The 19890-nt window shown below is 66.7% G+C and carries 10 protein-coding genes; 6 read left to right on the top strand and 4 right to left on the bottom strand.

Going from position 1 to position 19890, the window contains the following annotated elements:
* The first annotated feature begins 441 nt into the window (after nucleotides 1-441).
* The 3 genes from GGQ62_RS08240 (at nucleotide 442) to GGQ62_RS16605 (ending at nucleotide 8897) form a co-directional block, all read left to right on the top strand.
* Nucleotides 442-912 carry a hypothetical protein gene (locus GGQ62_RS08240; protein ID WP_152578462.1) on the top strand — a complete coding sequence of 157 codons (471 nt, stop codon included), beginning with the start codon at nucleotides 442-444 and terminating at the stop codon, nucleotides 910-912.
* 763 nt (nucleotides 913-1675) lie between these two features.
* Nucleotides 1676-2797: a D-alanyl-D-alanine-carboxypeptidase/endopeptidase AmpH gene (gene ampH, locus GGQ62_RS08235; RefSeq protein WP_207791809.1), complete on the top strand. Its 1122-nt coding sequence runs from the start codon at nucleotides 1676-1678 to the stop codon at nucleotides 2795-2797.
* Between the two features lie 22 nt (nucleotides 2798-2819).
* Entirely contained in the window at nucleotides 2820-8897 is a 6078-nt protein-coding gene (locus GGQ62_RS16605; RefSeq protein ID WP_167649534.1) for an autotransporter outer membrane beta-barrel domain-containing protein, read from the top strand.
* Nucleotides 8898-9261: 364 nt separating this feature from the next.
* Here the strand turns inward: GGQ62_RS16605 and GGQ62_RS08225 are convergent, their stop codons facing one another.
* Complete coding sequence (locus GGQ62_RS08225; protein WP_152578459.1) at nucleotides 9262-11418, bottom strand: alpha-galactosidase; 2157 nt, start codon at nucleotides 11416-11418, stop codon at nucleotides 9262-9264.
* A gap of 146 nt (nucleotides 11419-11564) precedes the next feature.
* Between GGQ62_RS08225 and GGQ62_RS08220 the strand changes: the two genes are divergently transcribed.
* Nucleotides 11565-13517 (top strand): beta-galactosidase, encoded by a 1953-nt coding sequence (locus GGQ62_RS08220; protein WP_152578458.1) that lies wholly within the window; start codon nucleotides 11565-11567, stop codon nucleotides 13515-13517.
* 25 nt (nucleotides 13518-13542) lie between these two features.
* Here the strand turns inward: GGQ62_RS08220 and GGQ62_RS08215 are convergent, their stop codons facing one another.
* The gene (locus GGQ62_RS08215) at nucleotides 13543-13776 is read right to left on the bottom strand and encodes a hypothetical protein (RefSeq protein ID WP_152578457.1); all 234 of its coding nucleotides are present in this window, start codon (nucleotides 13774-13776) and stop codon (nucleotides 13543-13545) included.
* Between the two features lie 252 nt (nucleotides 13777-14028).
* On the opposite strand from GGQ62_RS08215, the gene GGQ62_RS08210 reads away from it, so the two are divergent.
* Entirely contained in the window at nucleotides 14029-15408 is a 1380-nt protein-coding gene (locus GGQ62_RS08210; RefSeq protein ID WP_341533837.1) for a sodium:solute symporter family transporter, read from the top strand.
* A 245-nt stretch (nucleotides 15409-15653) separates the two neighbouring features.
* Here the strand turns inward: GGQ62_RS08210 and GGQ62_RS08205 are convergent, their stop codons facing one another.
* Together GGQ62_RS08205 and GGQ62_RS08200 are read right to left on the bottom strand one after the other, a co-directional pair.
* A complete protein-coding gene (locus GGQ62_RS08205; RefSeq protein ID WP_152578455.1) occupies nucleotides 15654-16238 on the bottom strand; it encodes an NAD(P)H-dependent oxidoreductase in 585 nt (194 codons plus the stop codon).
* 111 nt (nucleotides 16239-16349) lie between these two features.
* Nucleotides 16350-17987 (bottom strand): OFA family MFS transporter, encoded by a 1638-nt coding sequence (locus tag GGQ62_RS08200; protein ID WP_152578454.1) that lies wholly within the window; start codon nucleotides 17985-17987, stop codon nucleotides 16350-16352.
* Between the two features lie 566 nt (nucleotides 17988-18553).
* Between GGQ62_RS08200 and GGQ62_RS16695 the strand changes: the two genes are divergently transcribed.
* Nucleotides 18554-19876: a tyrosine-type recombinase/integrase gene (locus GGQ62_RS16695; RefSeq protein ID WP_152578453.1), complete on the top strand. Its 1323-nt coding sequence runs from the start codon at nucleotides 18554-18556 to the stop codon at nucleotides 19874-19876.
* The last annotated feature ends 14 nt before the right edge of the window (nucleotides 19877-19890 follow it).

Here is a 19890-nt window from a genome sequence, read left to right as displayed (position 1 = left end):
GGGGCAAATGTTACCGTTGAGATCCGCCGCCCGGGCCTGAGGCCGTGGCGGGCAATTGCTGCCGTCGGACACATTACACTGCCGCCGGGGCGGTTTGTGGGCTGGGTGAGCCAGGGGGCGGGACGCAGCCGGGCCGGCATGCCCGGGCGCCAGGCGCGGCCGGGTGCCAGATCCTCAACTGCCATCGGGCGTCTACGATCACCGCTCTCTGCTCGTGTGAACCGCTGAGTTCCGTCGGACCAAGGGCAGGCGAAAACATGCCTGCGCACCGCCTTGCCTGACGCACAGCCATCTCAATGAGGAGGAATGGATCATCTCAGCGAGGAAAGCGCCACGGCTTTTGGAGGCGCCCAATTGGCTCACGGATGTCGAGCGCCTTGTCTCGAACGGCGAGACGGTTTAATTTGTTAATCATCGGTCAATCATCAGCCGGGGGGATCGATGAAAGCCAGGACGATACTGCCAGTACTGGTTCTCTTCAGCGCGTCGCCGGGGTCGGCAGATGCCTTGCACCTTAGTTGCGAAGGCAGTGGCAATGCCACCGATTCGGATTACGTCAGAACCGAGACGCGGAGTTCGGACGGAAGGACAAAGCAATCCAGCACACTGGTCGATAATTTGAAGAGTTTTTCCGGGGAAGTAAAGGTCGAAATCGTCGATGGTGCCGGCCGCGCCTACCTGCCGCGCGCATTTCTGCCGGCACTGACCCGTGGCAAGGACGGGTGGTTCGACCTGAAGAATTTGAGCGAGACCGACAAGGCCGTCACGGCGAAGATCGCCGTCGGCATGATGAACAGACCCAATTTGCAGATCGATCGGTTGACCGGGTCGATCGCCGTGGACGGCAGCATGGGTAATTTTGCCGGTCATTGCCGGCCTTATGATCCGGCTACATCAAAGCGGGCCTTCTGAGCGCATGACTTGCCGGAGCCACGGTCATGTCGGGCTACAGCCTTGCGAACAAGCCTCGCAGTGTTCGCGGCCTCGCTGACAAAAGCGGGTGTTCCGTCCGCAGCTTTGCCGGCCGCGTCGCCGTCACTGCCGGCTCTCGAGGCCATGCTGGAGACAGGACCGGCCGGAACGCGCAACGGCCTCGTTCTCACCATGCCGGACGGCGCGCCGCTGCGATCGCGCCGGACGAACAGAGAATCCCGCCGCAAATACCCGGATATTCGCGAAAGCGACCGGCTATGCCGACCCGTCCGTCCTGCAGCGCGCCACAAAGGGAACCGGGATCCGGCGTGAACGCGCGGACCGGGCGCTGTCCGGCTGTCTGATCACGAAAAACGGGCGCACGCCGGTCCTTTTGGTGCTTGCCAAGGACATGCCCGACGGCACCGACGCGCAGGCAAGTGCCGGTGTCGACAAGGCACGGATTGCTATTGCCAAAGCCTTTTGAGGGCAAATTTGTCAGCGTTCTGGCTCAAGGATTCGTTGGAATACCAAGTGAGCCGAAACGGTGCAGGCAGGGCGGAATAGTACAGGTTCGCAAAAACCGGATCTGCCCGCCTTGCTTGGAGACAATATTTGAATGGGAAACGGTGGCCGTCCGGATGCCGCGAACCGAATATCATAGAGCCGCGGCAAGCCGAAGACTGTTACATCGACTGGTGTTCCATTTCTCAAGATCGATGCATATTTACCTTCAGGCAAGATATGCGGGGGGTTTGGGGACATGGCGCGAACTTTGGTGAAATCCGTCCTGGCGATGGTTGGCCTCCTGATGTCGGCGCGGGGCCTTGCAGCGCCACCGGCGGATCGGGTCGTCGAGGCGGCCGGATTGGCCGGCGAGGTCATGTTCCTCGAGTCGGGGGCGCCGGGCATGGTGCTTACCATCGTGCGCAACGGCCAAAGCACGGTGCTGGGCTATGGTGAAACCGAAAAGGGCAATGGCAAAGTGCCGGATGGCAGGAGCCTGTTCCGGCTCAATTCGGTCACCAAGGTCTTTGTCGGCGAAGTGGCGGCCGCGTTGGCGGCGGAGGGCAAGCTGCACCTCAGCGATCCGTTGCAACGCTATGCCGGCAGTTACAAGGTGCCGGCGTCCGGCGTGCGCCAGGTCACCTTGCTCGACCTCGCCACCCATTCCGCTGCGATGCCGCGCGAACTGGACGATATGCCCGACGGCGCCAATCCGCGCGCCTGGCCGACCCGCGCCGACCGATGGAAGTGGTTGCCCGGCTATGATCTGCCCTGGGCACCGGGGCGCATCGCCTCCTATTCCAATGTCGGTTTCGATCTGCTGGCGGACGCCGTGGAGATTGCCGGCGGGCGGCCCTATGCGGACCTGCTGAAACTCCACGTCACCGGCCCGCTCGGCATGGTCGACACCGGGCTTGTTCCGACACCCGACCAATGCGCGCGGCTGATGGTCGGTTCAGGGCTGGGTGGTAGCTTTCCCTGCGGCGACACCCGCGCCACCGGCGGCAGCGGCGGGCTGTACAGCACCGGCGACGACATGGGTCGCTGGCTGGTCCATGAACTCGCCGATCCCGATGGCAGCCTGGGCGTGAGCCATGCCGTCTATCGCCAGCGGCAGGCGCTGCAGGCGGCGATCGGCTTCGACGAGGCCGGGCCGATGGCGGGGCTGGGGATGGGCTGGGTCGCCGTGGACGGCAACGGCATCACCCCGGCGCTGCTGACCAAGACCGGCGGCGGGCTGGGCTTCATGACCTATATGGCGATGGCACCGGGGCGCGGCGTCGCGGTGTTCGTCGTCGTCAACCGCGCCGACTTCGCGATGTTCGGGGATATCACCCGGATGGTCAACGGCCTGATCGCCAACCTCGTGATACGCTGAGGGCTTGCCGGGGGAGAGGGCGATGAACCAGCTTCGGGGGGGGCATATGCTGGCGATCGGCGGCAGTGCCCTGCTGCTGCTTCCCGCGCCCGTTCGCGCGCAGTGCAGCAACAGCCCGGCCCCTGCGCCGCCGCCGCCGCTGACGTTCGACGTCGGCAACCAGGGCTTTGGCCCCGGCGTGCCGTATAATCTGGTCAACAACGGCGTCGAAGGCTGTGCCGGCAGCGATGGCGGCGTGGACACCGACGGTGGCCCTGGGTTTGCGGGGCAAGCGGCGGGGCCGATCAGCAGCACTGCGACCAACATCGCCATCGGTGGCGCGTCGGTGTCGGCGCCGGGCGAATATGGCTACGGGCTCGAAATCGTCGCCGGCGGCGGTGCCGGCGGCAATGGCGGCGATGCCGGCGCCGCGGCGTTTTCTTCGGTCAGGGGTGGGGACGGGGGTGCCGGCGGCGCGTCGGCACGCATCGATATCGCCTTTTCGGGGACGATCGGTCCCAGTGCCGGCGGCAATCTGGCGGAGACGGGCCTGTATGTCGTGGCGCGCGGCGGCAACGGCGGCAGCGGCGGCAGCACCGGCACCTTCGGGGCGGGCATGAAGACCGGCGGCACCGGCGGCGCCGCCGGGGCAGGGGGCACCATCCTGGCGTCGGGCAGCGGCAATGTGACCGTCGCCGGCTATGCCCTGACTGCGCTGGCGATCGGCGGCACCGGCAGCAGCGGCGGTTCGATCACCACGACCGATGCGGTCAACGGCCTGCAGGGCGGCGCCGGGGGTGCCGGCGGCCTAGGCGGCAGCGCCGCGGCGCGCTGGGGCAATGGCAGCATTTCGGCGGGCTATGGCGGGCTGTTCGTGACCGGCAGCGGCGGCGATGGCGGTGCCGGCGGGTCGGCCGGCGGCGCGTCCTCCAACGCCGGCGGCGACGGCGGTGCGGGCGGCAATGGCGGCAGCGCGTCGGCGATCATCGACACGGCGACGATCAAGGTATCCGGCGGCTTCACCCCCGCCGATGGCGGCATCGTCGCCTGGGCGGTCGGCGGTGCGGGCGGCGCCGGCGGGTCGACCGGGGGCGCCATCGGGTCATCGGCTGGCAATGGCGGCAATGGCGGCGGCGGCGGCACCGCCGCCGCATCGGTGCTGGGTGGTGCCGACGTCACCGGCGCGGGCAAGGACCCGATCTCGGCGATTTTCGTCAACGCCAATGGCGGCGCCGGCGGTGCCGGCGGCAGCGCCGATTCGGTCGTCGGCGAGGCGGGCGGCGGCGGTTACGCAGGTGCTGGCGGCAGCGCCTCGCTCGTTGTCGGCAGTGCGACGCAGACCGGCACCGTCACTGCGCGCGGCGCGCTGACCAATGCTGCGCTGGTGCAGAGCGTCGGCGGTGGCGGTGGCGGTGGCGGGCAGGCCGATTTCAACGCGCAGGGCGGTGCCGGCGCGGCGGGCGGCAACGGCGGCGTTGCCAGCGCCCAGATCGTCAACGGCATCATGCTCGCCAATGGCGCGTCGAGCAGCGCGCTGATCGTGCAGAGCATCGGCGGCGGCGGCGGTGTCGGCGGCAACACCGTCGACATTGCCCTCGGCTACAGTGTCGCCATCGGCGGCAACGGCGGGCTGGGCGGCGACGGCAATGCCGTCACGCTCACCCTGGGGGCAGCGAGCATCCTCGGCGCGCTCGATCCGTTCGGCGACGGCGGAGTCCTGGCGCAAAGCATCGGCGGTGCGGGTGGCGCGGGCGGCAGCGCGACGTCGACCGGCAGCGCCGCGTTCAGCATGACCATCGGTGGCGACGGCGGTAGCGGCGGCATCGCCCGCGACGTGCTGGTCACCAGCGCGGCACTGGTCGGCACCTATGGCGACCATGCAGCAGGCATCGAGGCGCAATCGATCGGCGGCGGCGGCGGCAAGGGCGGCGCGGCGACGTCGTTCAACGTTACGCTCGCGGTGCCGGCGGTGGCGATCGCGGTCGGAGGCAAGGGCGGCATCGGCGGCGTCGCCGGCAACGCGACGATCGACAACACCGGCGAGGTTTCGACCTTCGGCGCCGATGCCTATGGCCTGAAGGCGCAATCGATCGGCGGTGGTGGCGGCAGCGGCGGTGCGGCGGTGGCGCGGGCGGTGACGCTGTCGCCCGACAAGCGCATCCCGGCGGTGTCGATCTCGGTGGCGATGGGCGGGTCGGGCGGGTCGGGCAACCGCGGCGGCACGGCGAGCCTCACCAACGGCGGCATCATCACCACGGCGGGCGACGGCGCGCATGCGATGATGGCGCAATCGATCGGTGGCGGCGGCGGCACGGGCGGGGACAGCACCGCCGCGTCCTATTCGGGCGGCGACGACGGCGCCGTCAAGATTTCGGTGGCCGTTGCCGTCGGTGGCGCCGGCGGCGAAGGCGGCATCGGCGGCGCCGCAACCGCGACGAACAGCAACCTGCTGCTGACGCTGGGTGCCGATGCCTATGGGCTGGTGGCGCAAAGCGTCGGCGGCGGCGGTGGTATCGGTGGCGGCGGCGATGCCACGGCGACGGCAGGCAAGGCCAAGGCCGGGTTCAGCGCGGCGATCGCGGTGGGCGGCGGCGGCGGCACGGGCGGCAACGGCGGGACCGCCGGAGCCACCAACAGTGGCGGCATCGCGACCGGCGGTGACGGCGCCGACGGCATTTTCGCGCAAAGCGTCGGCGGCGGCGGCGGTGCGGGGGGCGGCGGCGTCGGCGCCGCCAATGGCCCGACCCTGTCGATCAGTGTCGGTGTCGGCGGCAATGGCGGCGCCGGCGGCGATGGCGGCGGCGTCAGCGTGCAGAACGCCGGCGGTATCGTCACCCGCGGCACCGACGCGGCGGGCCTGTTCGCGCAAAGCGTCGGCGGCGGCGGGGGCAAGGGCGGCAAGGGCGGGGCGACATCGGGCGGGGTCAATCCGATCAACCAGGCCAAGTCGCTCGCGGATACGCTCGCCGCCGGCTTCAACCTCGGCGGCAACGTCACGCAGCCCGTCGACGGCATTTTCAAGATTGCCGGCATCGGCAACGAGATCCTGAAATCGGCGCAGGAGCTGTCCGCAATCGCCAAGCAGCTTGCCGGCGGGCCATATAGTATCGGCGCCGCCGCAAACCTCGATGTCGCGGTGTCGGTCGGGGGCAGGGGCGGCGCGGCGGGGACGGCCGGCGGCGTGCAGGTCGCCAACAATGGGCAGATCGCTACCTTCGGGGCCCAGTCCGACGGCATTTTCGCACAAAGTGTCGGCGGCGGCGGTGGCAAGGGCGGCGCTGCCAGCTCCACCGACAAATCCGCCGACGATGGCCGCAACCAGGCGGCAGTGGGTGTGGGCGGTGCGGGCGGCGCCGGCGGCAATGGCGGTGTCGTCGATGTCAGCAATGCCCGGGACGCACGGGTCGATACGGGCGGCGTGCTGGGGTTCGGCATCGTCGCGCAATCGGTCGGCGGCGGCGGCGGCGGCGCGGGGTTGGCGGGCACGGTGGCGGGTTCGCTGCGCAGCCTGTCGGTCAGTGTCGGCGGCAGCGGCGGGGCGCAGGGCAGCGGCGGCGCCGTGGCCATCGAGAACGACGGCATCGTCAGCACCGGCGGCAAGCACGGCATCGGCATGTTGGTGCAATCGATCGGCGGCGGCGGCGGGCTGGTGCGGACGATGACCACCGACCAGACCTTCGACCCGGCGCTGATCGTCGACAACCCACAGGGGCGGCTGGGCGATGTCCACGGCCTGACCCTGTCGTTCGGCGGCGGCGGCAACCCCGTCGGCAACGCCGGAACCGTGGTGGTCGACATGGCGGGCAGTGTCGCCACGGCGGGGCGCACCGCCCATGCCATCGTCGCCCAGTCCATCGGCGGCGGCGGCGGCGCGGTGTTCGGCGGACAGTTGCTGGCGAACAACGTCGCGACCAACACCGGCACCGGCAACGGCGCTGCGGTCGCGGTCACTTTGACCGCCGGTGCCAGCATCGCCACGATCGGCGACGCGGCCTATGGCATATTGGCGCAATCGATCGGCGGCGGCGGCGGGCTGGCGGGGGACCTTGCCAATGTCGGCAATGCCCGGACCGGCGTCGACGCCAGCGGTATCATTGCGGCGGGGACCGGATCGGCGGCGAATGTGACCGTCGCGCTGACGGGCGCGAAGCTTGCCACCCAGGGCCGTTATGCGCCGGCGGTGCTTGCGCAATCGGTCGGCGGCGGTGGTGGCCTGCTGGGGTTCGCCGACCTCCTGATGGCGGGCACCGCCGGCGGCAGCGGTGCCGCCGGCGAGACGGTCATGGTCAAGCTGGTGGCGACCAGCATCAGCGCCACCGGCGTGCGCTCGCCGGGAATCGTGGTGCAGAATGCCGGATCGACGAGCGGCACATCGGTGCTCAGCATCGATGCGACCAGCGCCGTGACGGGCGGACTGTCCGACGTCCCGCAATCGCCGCAACCGGTGATGGCGGGGGCGATCGCGATCCTGGGCGGTGCCACCAACACCATCAACAACGCCGGCCTTATCGCCGGCATCGACGGCACCGCTGCCGCGGCCATTGCAATCAATTCGATCGGCGGGCCGACCGTCCTCAACAATTCCGGGACCGTCACCGGCTCCTTCCTCAACGGCGCCGGGGCCAATGTCGTCAACAATCTCGATGGCGGTGTCTTCGACGCGCGCGATGTCATCAACCTTGGCGTCGGCGGCCGCTTCAACAATCTGGGAACCCTGGAGATCGGCGGGGTGGGGCGCAACGCAACGACGGTCCTGACCGGCGATTTCGTTCAGGGCACGTCGGGCCGGCTGGTGATCGCAGCGGACATCGTCACCGGCGCGTCCGATGTGCTGGCGATTACCGGGCGCGCCCAGATTGCCGGCGCGATAAATGTTCACCCCACGACCGTGACCAATCGTTCGGTCACGGTGCTGACCGCCACCCAGGGCGTGACGCTCGATCCGGCGCTTGTGGCCGCACCGCGGATCGGGCTCTATGCGCTGCCGGTGACGGTTGTCGGCAACGCCTTGCAGATACAGCCAAGGGCGTTCTTCAGCGAAAGCGCCACCGGCCTGGGGCGCAATCGGCGGACGGTTGCAGACCACCTCCAGGCCCTGTTCGAAAGCGGCGCCAGCTTCGACGCCGGGTTCAACGCGCTCGCCGCGGTTCGTGATCTGGCCGATTACGACCGGGCCTTGTCGAGCCTGTCGGCAGGCGCGCCGGGGGCAATCGCGGCGTTTCGCTTCGTCGCGAGCCAGGACTTCGTCGCCAATATGGAAAGCGGCTGTTCGACGTCGCACAGCGTCCAAGGGAACTGCGTCTGGTCACGCGCGCTCGGCAGCAGCACGGTCCAGCAAGGTTCCGTCGATTCAGCCGGGTTCAACGTCCGCGCCGGTGCGTTGCAGATCGGCGCGCAATTCCAGGTCGCCGATGACTGGTCGGTCGCCGCGTCGGTGGGTTATGAGCACAGTCGCTTCAGCGGCGAGACCAGCCCGTTCGAGGCGGATGGTGATTCGGCGCTCGTCGGCGCCCATGTTCGCTATCGCCAAGGGCCATGGCAGATCTCGGGAGCGGTCGACGCCGGCTACGGCTGGTATTCCGGCACGCGGACCATCGCCGTGGCGCAAACCGGCAGCAGCGCGACCGCCTCGCGGCGCGTCTGGCAGATCGGCACGCATGGACGCCTGGCGTATGAGCAGACCATCGGCACCGCTGCGTTCATCACGCCCTTCGCCGACTTCCACCTCGTCCATGTCCGGAGCGGTGGCTATACCGAGCGCGGCCCGTCACCCTTCAATCTCACCGTGCTGTCGCACGGCCGCGTCGCTCTCGGCGGCACCGCCGGTGTCGAGGTCGGCGGCAGGATCGCACTGTCGGGCGACAGGATCATGCGCCCGTTTGCGCGTGCAGCAGTCGCGCGTCTCAGCAATGACTGGACCGTCGAGGCACGATTGGCGGCGCTGTCACCGCAGACGCCGACATTCCGCATTGAAACGCCGACCCCGGGCACGCTGGGCCGGTTCGCCATCGGCGCGGAGCTGCTCGGCAAGCGCGTCGACTTGCGCGTGCAATATTTGCCGGAATTTGGTGCGAACTATCGTGTTCACGCAGGGATGGCGCGATTGTCCTACCGGTATTGACGGACGGCGGGAAGGCGACTTGCCGCGCAATCCGTCGCGCTGGGCAAGGTCGCATCGCCAATTGATCCAATTTGCGATGTCGCCGAACAGGTTGGTTGCAGAGGGTCACTGGAAGCACCGGAGCCGCCCTCGAGCGGCTCCGGCGCTCTGGACCGAGGGTTGACGGCGCTGCCCGGTCCGCCCGCTTTTATGTAGGCGTTGGTCAGCTTGTCCGCCTGCGGGACCGTGAAAGGGCGTTGCAGGCGATGCGGTGTTCGCGCGAGCACCTTGTTGCCACATGCAGTGGTGACCATCGACCCGACTGTCCGATCATTGAAAAGTCACCTCTATCGGTGCAGCAATGCAAGCCTCACCCACCCCTGATTCAAGCAAAGTTGTTGTGACTGCTGCTTGCCTGCGGGGCGCAACCTTCAATGCGCCGAAGGTGCAGGATGATCGCCGTCCCCGGATGCAGCCGCGGCATCTGCACGCCGGCCTGCATCAGGGCCGCGCCGCTGAACACGCCGCCATCGGCAAGCGGCCACGGCGTGCGCAGCGGCTGCGGCCAGACCGGCTTCAGCGCATAATCGGCAGCGGCATCGAGCCCCGCCAAGCGCAGGGGCTCGGCGAAATAGCCACGCTGTTCCGTCACCAATGTCCAGGATACCAGCGCGTCGCTGCGATCGGCGGCGACGATGGCGAAGGCGTTGGCGCCGGCCATCGCCTCCAGCCGGACAAGATCGCCCGAATGGATCAGTGTGCGGTGCGCCTTGTGCAGCGCGACGCCCGCGGTCAGCTCGATAGCGTCCGCTGCATCGACATCACGCAGGTCGAGTTCCATGCCCATATGGCCGAACAGCGCCGTTGCAACGCGGAGCGCCATCGACAGCTTGCGACCGGTGATATGGCACGTGGCGGGGCCGACATGCGCGCCCATCACCTCTGCCGGAAAGAAATGCGAAAAGCCGCGCTGGATGGCAAGGCGATCGAGGGCATCGTTCGAATCGGAGGTCCAGATCCGGTCGGTACGAGCAAGCACGCCATAGTCGGCGCGGCCACCGCCCGACGCGCAGCTTTCGATCTCCACCCCGGGATGCGCCGTCCGTAGCTGGTCGAGCACCGCGTACAGGCCGTCGACATGCGCCACTGCCCCTGCGCGACCGTCGGCGCCGCCGGGGTGGCTGAGGTCGCGGTTCATGTCCCATTTGAGATAGGCGATGGGATATTCGCGGAGCAGCGTGTCGATCGCGGCGAACATGTGCGCACGCACCGCCGCCTGGCCGAAATCGAGCACCAGCTGGTTGCGGAATGACAGCTGCGGCGCCGGCGGCGCCCCGAGCACCCAGTCGGGATGAGCGCGATAGAGATTGCTGTCGGGATTGACCATTTCGGGCTCGACCCAGAGACCGAATTCCATGCCGAGCCCGGTGACATGGTCGACGAGCGGGTGCAGGCCTTCGGGCCAGACGGCAGGGTCGACAGTCCAGTCGCCGAGCCCGGCGCGATCGTTACGGCGCCCCAGGAACCAGCCGTCATCTAGGACGAAACGTTCGACCCCAACCGCGGCGGCGCGGCTTGCCATGTCGATCAGCACCGCCGGATCATGATCGAAATAGACGGCTTCCCAGCTGTTGTAATGCACCGGGCGCGGCTTGGCGCGCAACCGGTCGTGTTCGGGCCGGGACCGCAGGTAACGGTGGAAGTGCTGCGACAGACCCGACAAGCCAGCCTCCGACACGCTGGCGAACAGCGGCGGCGAGGCGCGGGTCGCGCCAGGCGCCAGCCGGACCTCGCCGGGGAGGAACAGCGCGCCCATGGCGACGCTCCCCCGGCCGTCGGCGAGGGTTTCGACCGCCAGCCGGTGGTTGCCGCTCCAGCCGAGGTGAAAGCCATAGGCAAGGCCGTGCGCCTCGGTGACATCTGCACCTGTCGCGATCAGGCCGGGGAAACTGTCATGGCTGGTGCGCCCGCGGCGGTTCTCTCGCAGCCAGATGCCCATGCTGCGGTGGAGCGCCCGGGTCATGAACTCACCGGCCCAACGGCCCTCGAAGCCGATGATGCGATCGACGCATCCCGGTAGCGGCAGCACGGGCGCCGCCAGCTCGTCGACGGTCAGCGCGGCGTCGCCATTGTTGGTCAGCGTCGTCGTCGCCGCCAGCACGTCGCCATGGAGCGCCAGCGTGTGCACCAGCGTGAGGCCGTGCGCCGGGTCGACGCTGGTGATGACGAGATGGCCGGGTCCGGCGTCGACCGCCGTGACCAGCGCCCAGCTTGCCCAGTCGCGGCCGTCGCGGTGCGCCGCAAGGCCCGGTCGCCCGGGACTGCCCTGGCCGGCAAGCGGGGTCAGCGCCAGCACTGGCTCCACCGCCGGCGAAGCATTGGCCTCGGCCCGCTCCCCCAGCCTTGTCAGCGCGCCGAGGTCGGTGTGATCGGGCAGCCGGGGGCCCCAGTACGTCACCGTCGGCAGGCCGCTGGCGAGGCCCAGCACAAGCGTGACCCCGGTTCCGTCGATGCGGACATGGTCGGGCAGATCGGCGGCCATCGGCAATCCTTTGTCGCGCGCTGTGCCGCGCCCTGTTCAATTATATGATAAATAGGCTGGAACTGTCCACCGCGGCAGGGCAATGGAGCGCATTCACCGCTGCCGCAAGTCGTGCTGTCTTGCGATCGCTTCGACAGGAACCCGCTATGCTCGGCGTCTGCTATTATCCCGAACATTGGCCCGAGGACCGGTGGGCCAATGATGCCGCGCGCATGCAGCAGTTAGGGCTGCGTTATGTCCGGATCGGCGAATTTGCGTGGAGCCGGATCGAGCCCGACCCGGGCCGCTACGACTTCGCCTGGCTCGACCGGGCCATCGCGACGCTGGGCGACGCCGGACTGAAGGTCGTCATGTGCACGCCGACGGCGACGCCGCCGAAATGGCTGATCGATGCACATCCTGAGATCCTTCCGGTCAACCCTGGCACCGGCCGGGTGCGCGGCTTCGGCTCCCGCCGACACTATGACTTTTCCAGCCCGGCCTGGCTGGCGGCCGCGCGCACCATCACCGAGGTGCTGGCGAAGCGCTATGGGGACAACCCGCACATCGTCGGCTGGCAAACCGACAATGAACTCTGCTGCCACGACACGGCGCTCAGTGCCTCGCCGGCAGCGCGCGACGGCTTTCGCGCCTGGCTTGCCGAGCGTTATGGCAGCATCGCGGCGCTCAACACCGCCTGGGGGAATGTCTTCTGGGCGATGGAATATCGCAGCTTCGACGAGATCGCGCTGCCCGTCGCCGCGGTCACCGAAACCAGCCCGGCGCACCGCATGGCCTGGTACCGCTATGCCTCCGCCGCTGTCGTCGCCTTCCACGATGATGCCGTTGCGATCCTGCGTGCCCATGCCCCCGGACGCTTCATCACCCATAATTTCATCCCGATGCACGAAACCGGCGTCGACAATCATGCAGTGGCGGCGTCGCTCGATTTCGCGTCCTACGACAATTACCCGCTCGGCCGCGCCGACTTGGCGCTCGCCGACATGGCGGCGGAGGATTTCCGGCCGTGGATGCGGACCGGCCACCCCGATTTCCAGGCGGTGCTGTTCGACCAGACACGCGGGCTGACCGGGCGGCCGTTCTGGATAATGGAGCAACAGCCCGGGCCGGTGAACTGGGCCCGTCACAACCCGCGCCCGGCCCCCGGGATGGTGCGGCTGTGGAGCTGGGAGGCTTTCGCCCATGGCGCCTCGGTCGTGAGCTTCTTCCGCTGGCGCCAGGTGCCCTTTGCCCAGGAGCAGATGCACGCCGGTCTGCTGCGCCCCGATTCGACCGAGGCCGAAGCCTGGCCCGAGATCGCCCGGCTCGCTGCTGAGCTGAACGACATCGGGCTGCCCGCACCCACCCCCGCGCCGGTGGCAATGATCGTCGACATCGAGGCGCAATGGCTCTCTGCAATCGAGCAGCAAGGCGCCGGCTATGACTACACCGCCATCCTCTGGGCTTGGTACGGCGTGCTGCGGCGGCTTGGCCTGGACGTCGATTTCGTGGCCCCCGGCGCCGACCTGTCGGCGTACAGGCTTGTGGTCGCGCCCTGCCTCGCGATGCCGACGTCCGACACGGTGACGCAGTTGCGCGACACCCCGGCCATGGTCGTCATCGGGCCGCGATCGGGTGCCAAGACGCGCGATGTTACCATCCCCGACGGCCTGGCACCGGGGCCGTTGAAATCGCTGGTCCCTGTTCGGGTGTTGTCGGTTGAAACGCTGCGACCCGATTGCCCCGGCAGCATTTCGTACGGCAATGCCGATCATGCCTCGACGCGCTGGCGCGAAGCGATCGACCCGGGCACAACCCGGATCCTTGGCCGCTATGAGGACGGCACGCCGGCGCTGGTTCGCCAAGGGCGAGTGCATTATCTTGCGACGCTGACCGATGACGCGTTCCTGACAGCGTTCCTTGCCGATTTGTGCAGCGAAGCCGCAATTCCAGTTACACCGGTCGGTGGCGGCTTCCGGCTGCGCCGCCGGGGCAACCTGACGTTCGCCATCAATTATGGCGACACACCGGTTCTGGCCCCCGCCCCCGACGGCGCCGCGTTCATCCTCGGTGACCGCACCGTCGGCGCACGCGACCTGTCGATCTGGACGGTTGGCTGAACCTGGATGCCATCGTACGCCGCTGTCAAAAGGCGACCGCAGCACCCCCGATCCGCGTGCCTTTAGAGAAGGCGTCGGTGACCAGCCAGGATGGCGTCAAATGACACTCATCGCGGCTGGCGGCGATCGCCGGCAGGTTTCGGCCACGCGCGTTTTTGCCGATGCCGACCAGCGCCAGGCCAGGCCAATGGGTTTGTCCATGGAAGACCTTTCCGCTACATTTGTCTGATAAATCGCCGGTCTGGTCACGAATTGTCATTCCGGGGGGGGTTCGAAGGGGCACGCATGACTGACAACACCGCGCACGGCGCGCCGGCGGCAACAACGCCCGCCGGCGAGAGCGATGTCGCGATCGATCGTCCGCTGCGTCCTCGCGCCTGATCCAGTGCCACAGGAAACGACAGCGGCCGGTCAGGTCGCGGTGTTCATCGCGATCACCCTGCTTATCGGCATTGCCACCTGGCTTAAGGTCCGGGGACCGGCCACGTCCCGGGATCGCACAGGCAAGGACGTGTTTCTTGCCGGCGGAACGCTGACCTGGCTCTATATCGCGGGTTCGATAACGTTGACCAACCTGTCGACGGAGCAGCTCGTCGGCATGAACGGAAACCAGATGCTGCTGCTGGCATGGTGGGAACTTGCCGGCTTTCTCGGCTTGATGATCCTCGGTTTCGTGTTCGTGCCCATCTATTACCGGAACAACTGCACCACCGTCACCGAACTGCTCGAGCGGCGGTACAAGGGGGGCAGCATCCGGACGGTCATTTCGGCGATCTTTCTGCTCGGGAATCTTCTCATCTATCTGCCGGCCGCGCTCTATTCGGGCAGCCTGTTCCTGAAATCGATGTTCGGGGTCGATTGGCCACTGCTGTGGTTCGCCATTCCCATGGCGGTGATCGCCGCGCTCTACACGATCAGCGGCGGGCTGAAGGCGGTGGCGGTCATGGACACATTTTCCGGCATCGGTGTTCTGGCGATCGCGCTGCTGGTCGTGGTGCTGGCGCTATACGCGGTCGACTTCGACCTTTTCAGCGGCGTCCCTGCCGAGCGCGTTTCGATGATCGGGTCCAACCAGTCGCCGATTCCATTTCACACGCTCTTCACCGGCATGCTCTTCATCCAGATCTTCTACTGGTCGACCAACCAGAACATCACGCAAAAGGCGATGACGGCGCCGTCGGTGCGCGAGGCGCAGAAGGGCGTGCTTGCGGCGGCGGCCGTGCGCGTCGTGGTGATCCCGGCGATCGTCGTCATTCCTGGCGTTGTCGGCTACAAGCTCTTCGGGCCGATGGGCGATGCGAGCTACGGCCGGGTTGTCGCGCATGTCCTGCCCGGCTGGATGTCGGGCGCATTCGCCGCCCTGATGGCCGCCGCGGTGATCGCCCATACCAGCGCCATCCTCAACAGCTCGGTCGCGCTCTATGCGCTGGATTTTCATGACAAGTTCGTCCGGAAGGTCGAGAACTTCTGGAAGCTGGCTGCTTGGGCGTCGGCCATTTTCACCATTTCGTCGATCGCCTTGGTGCCGGCCTTTGAAAGCGCGAAAAGCATCATCAATTTGCTGCAGGAGCTGAACGGCCTGTCGTCGATGCCGATCCTTTCGGCCTTCATCGCGGGTTTGCTGTTCGTGAATGTCGACGCGCGCGCCGCGGTGATCGGCCTGCTTTACGGCGTTGCCGCCTATGCGGTGCACAGCTTCATTCTCTACAAGCCCGGAATGCTCTTTCCTGAGCAAACCTTCTACCAGCACATCGGCCTTCCCTGGCTTCACTACATCGATGTCATGGTCGCGGTGCTGGCCAGTTCGGTGCTCGTTGCACTCGCCGCCAACCGGCTGATTTTCGGTAATCGCGCGCGCTATGTCGGACCGGGGGCGCGATCGCGTCGGTAAAGCAGAAGGGTTGTTGGCCCATCTGCGCCACGGAGACGCCAAGACCAAGCACGCCGCGCTGGCCGTTGCCGCGTGTGACGATCCGCACGCCACTTGCGCCATTCGGCGCCGGCGAGACGCCGCCCGTCACCATGTCGCTGAAGAACCGCCATCGGCTCGCGGACTCGTCGGCAAGGGTCTCGATCACTTCGTCGGTTCCACTGCGACCGTTGCCGGCGCGCAGGAACGGCAGGCCTGGTGCAGGGTCACGACACCAGCTTGCGCGCCGCGGCCTTGAACCCGTCGATCATCGTCGGCGTGGCGCCGCGGATCGGGCCGATGGTTTTCATATGGGTGACCTTCAGGCCGACGAAATCGAGTATCTGCCGGCGCAGGACGTTCAACCAGCCGTTGCGATAGCCGAACCACAAATACCATCCCGGCGTGTCGGTGGTGATCAGCACCCGCGACGTCCGGCCTTCGAACAGCTTCTTGGGGAAATGCCCGTCGCCTTCATAGGCAAAGGCGATGCCGGGCAGGAAGGTCCGGTCGATCAGGCCCTTGAGCTTGGCCGGCGCGGCACCCCACCACATCGGGTGGACGAGGATCAGCGTATCGCACCAGCGCAAGGCATCGAGGAACATGACCAGATCGGGCTCATGTTCCTGCCGCGTCCTGTAACCACCGGCGAGATTGGGATCGAAGGCCAGCGCCGAGAGGTGCAGGGTCTTGACCGCGGCTCCGCGTGCCTCGGCCGCTTCGGCGGCGATCGCCGCGAGCGACCCGCACAGCGATCCGGCATCCGGATGGCCATCGAGGACGAGCACGCGAGACGCGGCAGATATTGTCATGATGCGGTTTCCCCGGCGTAGATCGCCCGCCGGTTACGAAATTTGGCGGCAAGGGGATAGGTGAGCGCCGTTCGGTGCGACCTTGCGGCCCGGTCAGTGTTGGGCCTGCTCCTAATCCAGCAGAACCGCCACCTTCTCCAACGTCCGGATGATGCCCCAGGCAATGGGAACAAGAACCGCGGCCCAGCAGATCGCAAGGACTATGGTTATCCGGCCGCTTCGCGTTAACGCTTGGTTGGTACTGACCGCGGTCGTCGGGGCCGGAACCGTATCCGCTGTCTCTTCCGCGCAGTGAAATCGCTTATCGACGGGGCGGATCATCAGATTGGCGATAAAGGCGGTCAACAAGAGTGCCGCCAGCGCCTGATAGATCGACGGGTAGACCAGATCGCGCGGCGTGCCGGCGGCCAGGGCGGTGTCGCGCATGCGGCTGACGATGAGGGGGCCGATGATCCCGGCCAGCGACCAGGCGCTCAACAGGCGGCCGTGGATGGCGCCGACATAGCGTGTTCCGAACAGGTCGGCGAGATAGGCCGGCACGGTGGCAAAGCCGCCGCCATACATCGACGCAAGGGCACAGAAGACGACAACGAACAGGCCGAGGCTGGTCCCGGTCAGCGTCGGCGCAACGAAGCCATATAATAGGGCGCCGAGCGCGGTCATGATCGCAAAGGTCGCCTTGCGCCCCAGCCGGTCCGATGCCGACGACCAGAGCGGCCGGCCGCCGATGTTGAACAGGCTGATCAGCCCGACAAAGCCCGCACCGACCGCAGCCGCGGCGGCCTTCTGATCGGTGTCGAAGGCGGTGAAGGCGACATCGGCACCGATAAGACGCCCGCCAAAAATCTCCTGCAGCATCGGGGAGGCGATGCCGATGATGCCGATGGAGGCCGAGACATTGAGCAGCAGCACCAGCCACACCAGCCAGAACTGCGGTGTGCGGTGCGCGTCGCGCAGATGCACATGGAAGCCTGTCCCGACACCGGTTTCAGCACCGGGCGATGTCCAGCCGGCCGGAGCCCAACCGGCGCGTGGCACGCGGTAACCCAACGCCCCTGCCATCATGAAGACGAAATAGATCGCAGCAAGGCTGAGCATGGTCTGCCAGACGCCGACCTGGCTGTCGTCGGCGAAGTGCCGCATCAACAGATCGGCGAGCGGGCTGCCGACCATGGCGCCGCCGCCAAAGCCCATGATCGCCATTCCCGTCGCCAGGCCGCGCCGATCGGGAAACCATTTGATGAGCGTCGATACCGGCGAGATATAGCCGATCCCGAGGCCGATCCCGCCGATCAGCCCGGTGCCGAGCCAGATCAGCCAGAGCTGGTGAACCGCGACGCCATAGGCGCCGATGGCCATGCCGCCGCACCAGCAGCAGGCAGCGACCACACCGGCGCGGCGGGGGCCGACGCGTTCCAGCCAGCCGCCCCAGAGCGCCGCGGCTGCGCCCAGGACGACGAAGAAGATCGAATAGGTCCAGACGAGATCGCCGACGCGCCAATCGCAAGTGGTCGTCGTCAGCGCGTCGGCCAGGGTCATGCCGGTGCAGACGACCGGGTCGCTGACGCCGATTGCGCGGGCAAGCGGCAGCCAGAAGACGCTGAAGCCATAGGCCATGCCGATACACAGGTGGATCGCCAGCGCACAGGGCGGCACCAGCCAGCGATTAAAGCCAGGCGATGCCACCGTTCGGGCCGCGTCGAGCCATTTCAAGTCGCCTGGCGAGGCGCGGCCAAGGGCCTCGGTCATTGCGTACCCTTGTTGGCGGTGACCACCGTCGGAGGTGGTTGGTCTTTCCCATGTGTTTAGCGGCAGCCACCCGGGATGGGCAAGCGGCGGGCGTGTGGCAATGCAACGCCCCAATCCTGGACATTTGGGGGCGCTTGGCCGCCTCGCGGAGAAGACGTGTTCATCCTGGATTGATGGTGGGCGCCAGCTGCTCCGATACGCCGACGGCCGGACGAGGCGTGCCATGGTTGACGCCGTGGGTGACTTGAGACTCAGGCAACTGCTGTGCCGCGCACGCCTGCCCCCCGGCGACGCCTACGACGCGCATCGAATGACCAATGTCGCGCACCGGCAAACAGTCTGAAAAGCGGACTGTGGCGAACGGAGAAATGGTGCCGCTTAGGTGACTCGAACACCTGACCCCATCATTACGAATTAGGTGTTTTGCCCGATCGCATGTTTTCTGTGGTCGGTCATGGCCTGCTTTACCCCCATGAAAAGCTTGGCACTCTGAAAGTTTTGTATCGCATCGCTTGTTGTGGTTTGATATGCCGTGATTGTCCGGTGATTGACGGGAAGCGAATACGGTGGCGGTCGGGAAGCTTACTAAACGGTCGGTCGAGGCGCTGGCGACGCCTGAGAAGGGGCGGGCGTTCCTGTGGGATGATACCCTGAAAGGCTTCGGGGTGATGCTGACGCACAAGGGGCAACGCTCCTACGTCGTGCAATACAGGATCGGCGGCCGGGAAGGTACGACGCAGCGCGCCACCATTGGGCAGCACGGCAACCCGTGGACGCAGGAAACCGCGCGGGCGCGTGCTGTCGAACTACTCGATTTGGTCCGCCGCAAGATTGATCCGGTGCAAGCCGATCGGGACCGGCTGGCGCTTGAGCGGGAAGGCAAGGCTAACGACGAGCGTTACGCGTTCTCGACGGCCGCAGACCTGTACATTGCGCACCTTCGGCAAAAGGGTCTGAAAAGCGCCGACGAGATTGCAGCAATCTTTGAGCGCGACCTGAAGCCTCATTTTCTGCAAAAGCCGCTGCACAGGATCAAGCGCGCCGATATCCACACCTGCACGGCGGCCGTTGGCCTTCGTAGCAAGTCATCTGCCAATCGCGCCCATAGTTGGCTTCGCGCCATGCTCAATTGGGCAGTCGATCAAGACCGCTTCGGCATTCACGTTTCGCCTATGGAGAAGATGGCGCAACCGTTCGAAAGCGGCAAGCGCGAACGGGTGCTGACGGATGCAGAGTTGTCGATAATCCTCGACTGCATTCACGAACTTTCAGAGCCGCATTCGTCGTTCATGCTCATGCTCGTTTTCACGGCGCAACGCCGGAACGAGGTCGCGGGTATGCGCTGGGAGGAACTTGATATTGATAGCCGGCAATGGCTGATTCCTGGCTCCCGCACCAAAAACAAGATTGAGCATCTGCTCCCGCTGAGCCTAAGCGCGGTCGAGGCAATCGAACTGACTGAGCCGGAACTTGCTCGTAGGCAGGGTTTCGTTTTCACGTCGAACGGCAAAAAGGCCGTGGCCAGCTTCTCTGAGTGCAAGCGCAACCTCGACAAGCTTATCGCCGATCGTCTCAAGCGCGATGCCGACGAGGCCGGCGTTGATTACGTGCCCATGCCTAGCTGGGTGCTGCATGATCTGCGGCGGACGGTCGCCACGGGCCTGCAACGAATGGGCACAAGGATTGAGTACACAGAGGCGCTTCTCAACCATGTGTCCGGGTCGACTGGCGGCCTCGTCGGGATCTATCAGCGTTACAAATACTGGCCTGAGAAGGTCGACGCCATGGCCGCTTGGGATCGCCAGATTGATGAGATTCGCAGCGGCAAAGGTCTAACTCATGCAGCCGGGCGGGATAATCCGACCGCGCCGCAAGAGCGTGCCGCATGAAAGGGGCGTCTGTG

Source organism: Polymorphobacter fuscus (assembly GCF_011927825.1).
In the GTDB taxonomy this organism is placed as follows: domain Bacteria; phylum Pseudomonadota; class Alphaproteobacteria; order Sphingomonadales; family Sphingomonadaceae; genus Sandarakinorhabdus; species Sandarakinorhabdus fusca.
Note: the sequence above shows the minus strand (reverse complement) of the source record. Positions and strands in the feature narration are given on the sequence as shown.

Bases quoted from the DNA above. Each gene is read 5' to 3' on its own strand.
- GGQ62_RS08240 (WP_152578462.1), top strand. From the start codon at position 442: ATGAAAGCCAGGACGATACTGCCAGTACTGGTTCTCTTCAGCGCGTCG.
- ampH (WP_207791809.1), top strand. From the start codon at position 1,676: ATGGCGCGAACTTTGGTGAAATCCGTCCTGGCGATGGTTGGCCTCCTG.
- GGQ62_RS08200 (WP_152578454.1), bottom strand. From the start codon at position 17,987: ATGACCGAGGCCCTTGGCCGCGCCTCGCCAGGCGACTTGAAATGGCTC.
- GGQ62_RS16605 (WP_167649534.1), top strand. From the start codon at position 2,820: ATGAACCAGCTTCGGGGGGGGCATATGCTGGCGATCGGCGGCAGTGCC.
- GGQ62_RS08215 (WP_152578457.1), bottom strand. From the start codon at position 13,776: ATGACAATTCGTGACCAGACCGGCGATTTATCAGACAAATGTAGCGGA.
- GGQ62_RS08220 (WP_152578458.1), top strand. From the start codon at position 11,565: ATGCTCGGCGTCTGCTATTATCCCGAACATTGGCCCGAGGACCGGTGG.
- GGQ62_RS08225 (WP_152578459.1), bottom strand. From the start codon at position 11,418: ATGGCCGCCGATCTGCCCGACCATGTCCGCATCGACGGAACCGGGGTC.
- GGQ62_RS08205 (WP_152578455.1), bottom strand. From the start codon at position 16,238: ATGACAATATCTGCCGCGTCTCGCGTGCTCGTCCTCGATGGCCATCCG.